At 64.5% G+C, this 2222-nt stretch carries 1 protein-coding gene and 1 pseudogene; both read right to left on the bottom strand.

Going from position 1 to position 2222, the window contains the following annotated elements:
• Positions 1-122 precede the first annotated feature (122 nt).
• The gene (locus tag XarbCFBP7408_RS21855) at positions 123-1706 is read right to left on the bottom strand and encodes an alpha-N-arabinofuranosidase (protein ID WP_181107115.1); all 1584 of its coding nucleotides are present in this window, start codon (positions 1704-1706) and stop codon (positions 123-125) included.
• 249 nt (positions 1707-1955) lie between these two features.
• Positions 1956-2132 (bottom strand): annotated as a pseudogene (locus XarbCFBP7408_RS23020) (baseplate assembly protein); the annotation flags it as partial.
• Positions 2133-2222: the final 90 nt, after the last annotated feature.

Below are 2222 nucleotides of genomic sequence, written 5' to 3'. Positions count from 1 at the left end.
AACGTCGCATCGATCTCCACTTGGCGTTGCTTTCGCTCGCATCCTCCATCATCTGCTTACGCCTTCTTCCTGGGTTTTGTTAGCCGCTCTAAGGCGGCAGTTGATGCTGCCGCCGCCATCGCTCACTCCAGCTTGAGCATCACAATCGAGCGCGCCGGCAGCGCGACAGTCAACGCCTTGCCTTGCATGCGTGCTCCCTTGAACACCTTGGGCTCCACCGCATGTGGCTGGGCGAAAGTGTTGTGCGCAATGATCGCCGGCCCGGTCAGAATCTGTCCGGTCACCCCGCGCGCCGGCAGGCCATCCACCTGCACATTGACGTTCGCGGCCGACGTCGCATCCAGATTGGTCAGCGCGAGATAGACGTGTCCATCCCTGGCCTTGACCGCCGAGCCGTGCACTGCGGGCACGTGGACATCGCCATGGCGATACTCGGGTGTACTTAGTTGCAACGGCAGCTGGGTGGCGTCCTGGTAGGGCTTGTACAGCGCGAACACGTGGTAGGTGGGCGTCAGCACCATCCTGTCGCCGTCGGTGAGGATCATCGCCTGCAGCACGTTGACCATCTGCGCGATGTTGGCCATGCGCACGCGCTCGGCATGTGCGCTGAAGATGTCGATGTTCAACGACGCCACCAGCGCATCGCGCAGCGTGTTCTGCTGATGCAGGAAGCCGGGGTTCGCATCCGGCAGCCCGGCGTACCAGGTGCCCCATTCGTCCACCACCAGCGCGACCTTCCTGCCCGGGTCGTAGCGGTCCATGATCGCGCTGTGTTTGCGGATCAGTTCGTCCATCACCAGCGTGCGCGACAGCGTGTCGATCCAGGCGGCTTCGTCGAAGTCGGTGGAGGAGGCGCGTGGCGGCCAGCCACCGGGCACGGTGTAGTAGTGCAGGCTCAGGCCGTCCATCAGCGTGCCGGCCTCGCGCATCATCACCTCGGTCCAGTGGTAGTCGTCGTTGTTGGGGCCGGGCGCGATCTTGAGGAGCTTCTGATTGGCCGGCGCCTTGACGAAGGTCTGGTAGCGCCGATAGACGTCGGCCGCGTATTCCACGCGCATGTTGCCGCCGCAGCCCCACAGCTCGTTGCCCACGCCGAAGTAGGGCACCTGCCACGGTGCGTCGCGGCCATTGGCGCGGCGCGCGTTGGCCAGGCTCGAGCGGGTCGGCGCCGTCATGTATTCGACCCACTGCGCGATCTCGTCCGGCGCTGCATTGCCCACGTTGCCGGCGATATAGGCCTGGGTGCCGAGCAGCTCGGTGAACTCCATGAACTCGTGCGTGCCGAAGCGGTTGGACTCTTCCACGCCGCCCCAGTGCGTGTTGACGCTGACCGGGCGCCTGGCCGGCGCACCGACGCCATCGCGCCAATGGTATTCGTCGGCAAAACAGCCGCCGGGCCAGCGGATGTTGGGCACTGCAATCGCCTTCAACGCGGCCAGCACATCGTTGCGATAGCCGCGCGTATTGGCAATCGCCGAGTCCTCGCCGACCCACACCCCGCCGTAGATGCCGGTGCCCAGATGCTCGGCGAACTGGCCGAACAGCTGCCGCGACACCTGCGCACCGGGCTGGTCCACGCGCAGCGTGGCGGTCACCTTGATCTCGGCAGCCGATGCGGCAAGTGCGTTCGTTATCAATGCAGCGGCGACGATTGATTGCAACATCCGCCTGCGCGGGATTCGCAACGCGAGGGAAATCCACTGCATCGGCTTGTCGCTCCTGTGCGGGTTGGTCGAGTCGTTCACGCACTGCCAGATCGGCGGGTGTGGCGCCAGCGTATTACGAGCAAGGGCCGATGTCTGCCCCAATAGCTGCATCGCTGCAGCTCGCAGGAGCCCCGCTATGCGCAGTTTCAAGGTCCAACTGCGTCGGCGCATCGCTGAGAAAGCGCCATCATCGACACGACCAATCTTCCGCCGCTCCTTGCTCTCAGTGCCACGCCTGCCGGGCTGGATGGTGGCGCTGGGGTCCATGACATCGGCGGCTGCGCTCAGCGCGTGATAGATGTCGGCGTCCTCGGGACCAGCAACGCTGAAGCCCTCCGGCGCCAGCTGGATGCGGCGACGGAAGTCCACGTCCGATTCGTAGGTCGGTGGGATGCCGGCATCAGGCTGGCCTGGGTCAAGCACTAACAGGCTGCTGAAATACCAGCCGCGACGCGAGGCGCAACCAGCGGAATTTTCCAGTACATGTCAGAAGTGGCGAACAATTGACCATGCAGG

This window comes from Xanthomonas arboricola pv. guizotiae (genome assembly GCF_002940205.1).
Classification (GTDB): domain Bacteria; phylum Pseudomonadota; class Gammaproteobacteria; order Xanthomonadales; family Xanthomonadaceae; genus Xanthomonas; species Xanthomonas arboricola_C.
This window is presented reverse-complemented; position numbering and strand designations above follow the sequence as displayed.

What these genes read in the sequence shown, in the direction of transcription:
- XarbCFBP7408_RS21855 (WP_181107115.1), bottom strand. Translation starts at nt 1,706, where the DNA reads ATGCAGTGGATTTCCCTCGCGTTGCGAATCCCGCGCAGGCGGATGTTG.